Source organism: Actinomycetes bacterium, from assembly GCA_036000965.1.
GTDB lineage: Bacteria > Actinomycetota > CALGFH01 > CALGFH01 > CALGFH01 > DASYUT01.
The window spans coordinates 1-6,081 of sequence record DASYUT010000231.1 but is presented as its reverse complement, the minus strand read 5'-3'; the positions used below and the strand labels follow the sequence as shown (position 1 = coordinate 6,081).

Genomic DNA, 6,081 nt, shown 5'->3' with positions numbered 1-6,081 from the left:
AGCTCGCCAGCGAGGTCGGGGACGACCGGCAGCACGTCGAGGTGGAAGCCGTCGGCGTAGTGCAGGGTCCAGGCCCGCTTGCCCTTCTCCAGCTTCGTCGGCGCCAAGCGGTGGCCGGCCTGCTGCCGGGCCCAGACGTAGCTGCCAAGCCAGCCGTTGACCAGCTGGTTGAGCTGCTTCTGGGTGAGCTCCAACTTCCCGTAGGCGACGCGGATGACCAGGTCGATGTCGAACTGGCCGGTGAAGGGGTCGCGGTTGGTCGTGCCCAGGTTGGCCGATCCCTGCGGGTAGACCTGCACGTCCCGGCCGGCCGTCACGGCGGCGTGCTGCCGGAGCCACGCTCCGAGATCTTGGTAGCGCTCCCGGGCGAGCCGCCACGGGTAGGGGGGTGGGTCCAGTTCCTCGGCCAGTCCCCACAGGAAGGCCGATCGGTCGAAGAGGTTGTTGCCGGTCATCAGGCGTACTCCGTGGTGTTGGGGGTCGGCTGGAGCGGCTGGTAGGGGCCGGCGGCGTGGCCGGCGAACCGGGCGGTGTAGGTGGGGCTGAGCGTGCGGCTTTGGGCCGCGGCGAGGCCAGCGAGGTCGTCGGGGTCGGCGTCGTCGATGGCGTACAGGCCGGCCGGTACCTGGGCGTCGAAGCGGCTGTAGCGGTCCCTGCCGACCAGGTGCTCGGCGATGCCCTGAGCGCCGCGGCTACCGGCGGCCAGGACGAGCGGGGCGGCGTGCTTCGCCCAGGTAAAGAGCCCGCCGTCGTCGAGCCTCTTGGGATGGTTGGTCACCTCGTCGGTGGTGCCGACATTTAGTACTCGGATCGCGTCCAAGGGCACGCCGAGGACGCTGACCGCCTCGGTGATCGCCACCACCGACGGATTGTTGGCCCAGACGCCGCCGTCGACCAGCCGGTGCCCATCGACCCGGGCGGCGGGCAGGAAGGTAGGGGCCGCTGAGGTTGCCAGGGCGACATCGACCATGGGGAGCTTCCAGTCGCGGGTGAACCGCGGGTGGTGCGGCGTCTTGAACAGGTGCACCTGCCCGCACTGGAGGTCCCAGGACGGGATGAGCAGGCGCTTGTCGCTGCTGCCGAGTAATCGGTCACCGAGCACTTCGTGCAGCGCCTCACGAAGCGGCTGCTGCGGATACGTAGGTCGATGCAGGCGGGCCGGTAGGTGCCACCAGCGCCGCCGGGAAGCGGGGAATACCGTGGCCGCCAGCTGCTGGTAGTGCCGGACGATGTCGGCGGGCCGCAGGCCGGCGCCCAGCGCCAGGGCGATGATTCCGCCGGCGGAGGTGCCGGCGATGAGGTCGAAGCTGTCGCGGATGCGGACGCCGAGGTCGTCCTCGAGGCGGGCGAGCACGTGCGCGGTGAACAGGGCCTTCACGCCGCCGCCGTCCAACGCGAGGATCTGGAAGCGGGACGGCGGGTCGTCGGCGAGCGTCGGTCGGTACATCTGGTGGGTGGCCATCTCGGAGGTTCGGAGTAGTTGAACGCACGATAACCGATCGCGACTGGCGGGGCCAAGTCGCGGCGAACTACAGTTCGCGGTAGCGAACCCGGCCGGTGGGGAGGTGGCAGGTGGACGACCTCGGCCAGAGACTGCGAAGGTTCCGGGAGGATCGCCGCTGGACCCAGGCGGCCCTCGCCGAGCACGCGGGTGTGTCCAAACCCTACCTGTCGGAGTTGGAGGGCAACGCCGGACGGCGACCCTCCGGCCAGATCCTGCTGAAGCTCGCCGACGCCCTCGGGGTCACGGTCGCCGATCTCCTCGGCCGCCAGATCGTGCCCTCCCAGGAGCCCGACATCCCACCCAGCCTGCGCGAATTTGCAACCCGGAGGGGCCTGCCGGAGAGCGACATACAGATGCTAGCCGGCATCCGGTTTCGCGGTGAGGCGCCGCGCACCCCGCAGCGGTGGGAGCACATCTACAACGCCATCCGCACAAGCCAGGCCCTAGATGACGATGCGTCGTAGCCGGCCGCCCGACCGACTAGTGCGACGCTTCCTGGACCAGCACCAGTGGCGCGGAACACCCGAGGAACTCGTCTGTCGGCTGTGCGCGCAGCTGCTGGAGGAGGCCGGTGTCAGCGTACCGGTCGACGTGCGGATGCTCGCCTCCTTCCGCGGTATCGCGGCCATCTTCGAGGTGGACCAGGCGGAGGCGGGCTGCATCTTCTGCGACGGTGAGCGCCTCCTCATTCACCTTCGCGGTAGCGACTCACCCGAGCGGCGGCGCTTCACCATCTGCCACGAGATCCTGCACACCTTCTTCCCTGGATTCCGAGAGGAGCGTCGGAAGCGGATCGACAGGACGGTCGGCGCCTTCGACCCGGACCAGTTCGAGGAGTACCTGTGCGATCTTGGAGCCGCCGAACTGCTGCTCCCGCGCCAACCGTTCCTAGGGGCGCTTCCTCCACAGCCATGCCTCGATGACGTGATCGAGCTGGCGGCCGTGTTCGACGCGAGTCTTGAGGCGACCGCGATCCGCGTGGTCAACCTCACCGCCGCGCCCATGGCGCTTGTCGTGCTGGAGCCGGCCTGGAAACCCCTCGAGCAGCGAGAGCTCGCCCGACGGGCGACCCAACCCGCGCTGGCTGGCCTGGAAGGCGAGTTACCACCCAAGAGACTGCGAGTGCGGTGGGCCTACGGACCAAAGATGACCACGATCCCGAAGCACAAGTCGATCGACGACACGGCCCCCCTAGCCGCGGTACTGGAAACCGGCGGCGTGGACTACCTGGGAGTAACCGGCCTCACGGGTGACCCTTATCAGGTTTCGGCGCGGCACCTGCCCTACCACCGGGAAGGAGAGCCCGTCGATCGCGTGCTCGTCCTCCTGCAGGATCCGATGGGCCTGCCATCGGACACTTCTACATCGACGTAAGGCCTATCTGCGTGGTTGCGGAACCGCGGACTCCTGGACGAGCCTGCAGAGGGATAGGGATTGGACGGGTATCCGCGGACGGTGGGTGGACATCAAGCGTGGACGCGGTCTATCACCGCAGGTGAAGTGGAAAGGCTAGGTCGGACCCTACAAGGGGTCCACAGGGGAGACACGTGGTCCATGCTGTGGGAGTGAGATGCATACCTCGACGCCTGGCGGGAGCGCTTGCCCGCCGAAGCGGGCCTCCCTCAAGGGAGCGTGCGCCCTGGCATGGCCAGCGTGTCGCCTCCGAGCCCGGCTACGTCTTCTCGCCAGGAGGCTGGACGCCGCCACCGGACACGCTGCCGGCATGGAATTGGCTTCCGCCTGACGGGGCGATGCCGCGGCTGGATCTTGTGCCATGGTGGGTGCGGGTGTGGTACGAGATCCCGTTGCTTGACCGCTACGCCCACGCTTGGATGTGGGCGCATGGAGCGTGGGAAGTCCTTCCGCCGTTCTCCCTTCCTCCTCGAGGAAGGCAGGCGGGAGTGCGCGAACCTCGTCACCCTATGCTTTCTGGCATGCAGCCGGGCGCGGGCTGAGCAATGTCAGAGAGCCAAGAGGAGTAGCAGCTCGACGTACCCTGCTGACCAGGCCTTCGTCGGGACCCGACACGTGGGCGCTGAAGGATTGGCCAGGTATCCCCGGACGGCCAGTGGCCATCTAGTGCGGACAAGGCCCATTGCTGCAGGTGAAATGGCCAACTACAGCCGGACCCTACATGACTTGTAGGGTCCACGGATAGATGCCCAATTCCACGGATACTTGTCCACTGAATGTCCAATTTGGACAAGTAGCGTGGACGGCAGGCTGAATCCAGCACCGGTAATCGCGGAACGATGACTGACGAACCGCTGGAACTGACAGTTGCCGACGCGGCCGCGTGGCGGGAGTGGCTCGGCGAACAGCACGACACCTCGGCCGGGGTCTGGCTGGTGCTCGCCAGACAGGGCACGACCCAACCGACCAGCCTCACCTACGATCAGGCGCTGGATGAAGCGCTGTGCCACGGGTGGATCGACGGGCAGGCGCGGCGCCGCGACGATGCCACCTACCGCCAGCGCTTCACCCCCCCGCCGTGCACGGAGCCCGTGGTCCAAGCGCAACGTCGGCATCGTCGGACGCCTGGAGCGCGGGGGCCGGATGCACCCCGCGGGCGTGGCCGAAGTCGAGCGCGCCAAGGCCGACGGACGCTGGGACGCGGCCTACGCCGGTCAGGCCAGCATGGAGGTGCCGGCCGACCTGGCCGCCGCGCTGGCCGCGCAACCCAGGGCGCAGGCGATGTTCGACATCCTCACCAGCCAGAACCGCTACGCCGTCCTGTACCGGATCGCGAGCGCCAAGCGCGCCGACACCCGAACCCGCCGTATCGAGAACTTCGTCGCCTGCTCGCCCGCGGCGAGACGGTCTACCCGCAGAAGCGCAAGCTCGCCGACTGACCGTCAGGCTCCCGGTTCCCGGGCCGCGGCCTGATAGCGGCCGGCGAGGGCGGCTGGCGTGGGGTGAAGGGGGGGCCGTTGGGGGTGCGGGGGCGGATGCGGTCGGCGCGGAAGGTCCGCCAGTCCTGCCGGTCGTCGTCCCAGGCCAGCAGGTACCAGCGGCGCCCGGTGAAGACCAGGCGGTGCGGTTCGGCGCTGCGGCGGCTCGCCGTCCCATCATGGTCCAGGTAGTCGAAGCGGAGCCGCTCGCTGTCACGGATCGCCGCGGCGATCCGTAACAGGGTCTCGGCGTCGACGGTCGGCCCTCGCCCGGCCACCGACACCGTAGCCGCGCGCACCGCGTCGGTGCGGTGGCGCAGCCGGGAGGGCAGCATCTGCCGCAGCTTGGTGAGCGCGCGCAGCGAGGTCTCCTCGATACCGGTCACGGTGCCCCCGGCGGCGGCGTGCAGGCTGACGGCGACCGCGATCGCCTCCTCGTCGTCGAGCAGCAGAGGTGGCAGGGTCGCGCCGGCGCCGAGGCGGTAGCCGCCGGCCGTTCCGGTGGTCGAGTGCACCTGATAGCCGAGGATGCGGAGCCGCTCGATGTCGTTGCGGACGGTCCTGGTGGTCACCTCCAGCCGGTCGGCCAGCTCGGCACCCGACCAGTCGGGTCGCGCCTGCAGCAGCGACAGCAGGCGCAGCAGCCGCACGGAGGTTTCCAACATTCTTCCAGTTTGCCAGGTGTTGAGGAACCAGAGGTTCCACAAGGGCCCGTAGAGTCCCCCCACGACGCAGCACACCCGACGGCAGGCGGGCGGTGGCCGCACTCGCGAAGGGAGCACAGAATGTTGCGAGGACTCAGCCAACTCATCATCTTCGCCGACGACATGGCGGCGGCGAAGCGGTGGTACACCGAGCTGCTGGGCATGGAGCCATACTTCGAGCGGTTCGGGCCGGACGGCAGCCTTGCGTACATGGAGTTTCGCATCGGCGACTACCAGCACGAGCTGGGCGTGATCGACCGCCGCTATGCGCCCCACGGTGCGGCCGGCCCGGCCGGCGCCGTCGTGAACTGGCACGTTGACGATGTGACGGCAACGCTCGAGAAGCTGCTGTCCATGGGCGCGAAGGAGCACGAGGCACGTACCGAGCGCGGGGCGGGGTTCGTCACCGCTTCGGTGGTCGACCCGTTCGGCAACATCCTCGGCATCACCTACAGCCCACATTTCCTGCATGTCCGCGAGCGCGTCGGAGCGTTCGAGCTGCCGGACGTCAAGCACGACATGCCTCTCGAGCCGCGGTGAGCATCGGCTGAATCCCCGACCGGTCCCGCCGGGCGGGCGACCAGCCGCGGTGGACACGTGGGCGCAGGAGTTACGCGGCTCCTGCGCCCACTTCGGGTCGTCGTCGGCGTCGGGACCGGGAGGTGGCAGGCGCGTGCTTCTCGGACGCTGGGCCACGCAACTGACCTCTAGCGATCCTTCGGTACGGCGATTCCGACAGTTGTCATGAGTTTGCAGGGTGCCGGTTAGGCTGCGGTGCGCAGCCGGGTGTGGGCCAGGCGTTGGTCGGTTGCGTGGTCGATGGCGCGGCGCGCGGCGCGCGGTTCGGGTGGCGCATGGGGTTGGCTACGGGTGGCGAGGAGGGGTCTGAGGACCCGGTCGTGGGCCTTGGTGGAGAAGATCGCGGACTGGATGCCGTCGGGGGTCAGGGTGTAGCGGTTGCGGCCGGGGACCCTGGTGATCA

At 68.9% G+C, this 6,081-nt stretch carries 6 protein-coding genes and 2 pseudogenes; 4 read left to right on the top strand and 4 right to left on the bottom strand.

Annotated elements, in window-relative coordinates; all coding sequences use genetic code 11:
• Positions 1-455: nucleotidyltransferase (locus VG276_20985; GenBank protein HEV8651800.1), on the bottom strand; the 455-nt coding region annotated here is incomplete at its 3' end.
• Positions 455-1,462, bottom strand: coding sequence for a CBASS cGAMP-activated phospholipase (locus VG276_20980; GenBank protein HEV8651799.1), 1,008 nt, complete (start codon positions 1,460-1,462; stop codon positions 455-457). The genes VG276_20985 and VG276_20980, both read right to left, overlap by 1 nt.
• Positions 1,463-1,572: 110 nt before the next feature.
• On the opposite strand from VG276_20980, the gene VG276_20975 reads away from it, so the two are divergent.
• From VG276_20975 to VG276_20965, 3 genes and pseudogenes are all read left to right on the top strand, one after another.
• Positions 1,573-1,968 (top strand): helix-turn-helix domain-containing protein, encoded by a 396-nt coding sequence (locus VG276_20975; GenBank protein ID HEV8651798.1) that lies wholly within the window; start codon positions 1,573-1,575, stop codon positions 1,966-1,968.
• A 19-nt stretch (positions 1,969-1,987) separates the two neighbouring features.
• Positions 1,988-2,878 carry an ImmA/IrrE family metallo-endopeptidase gene (locus VG276_20970; protein HEV8651797.1) on the top strand — a complete coding sequence of 297 codons (891 nt, stop codon included), beginning with the start codon at positions 1,988-1,990 and terminating at the stop codon, positions 2,876-2,878.
• A gap of 878 nt (positions 2,879-3,756) precedes the next feature.
• Positions 3,757-4,356 (top strand): annotated as a pseudogene (locus tag VG276_20965) (YdeI/OmpD-associated family protein).
• A 47-nt stretch (positions 4,357-4,403) separates the two neighbouring features.
• Here VG276_20965 and VG276_20960 read toward each other — a convergent pair.
• Positions 4,404-5,060: pseudogene (locus tag VG276_20960) on the bottom strand (WYL domain-containing protein).
• A gap of 120 nt (positions 5,061-5,180) precedes the next feature.
• Here VG276_20960 and VG276_20955 point away from each other — a divergent pair.
• On the top strand, positions 5,181-5,639 hold the full coding sequence (locus VG276_20955; GenBank protein HEV8651796.1) for a VOC family protein: 459 nt from the start codon (positions 5,181-5,183) through the stop codon (positions 5,637-5,639).
• A gap of 224 nt (positions 5,640-5,863) precedes the next feature.
• Here the strand turns inward: VG276_20955 and VG276_20950 are convergent.
• The coding region (locus VG276_20950) for a hypothetical protein (protein ID HEV8651795.1) at positions 5,864-6,081 on the bottom strand (218 nt) is incomplete at its 5' end.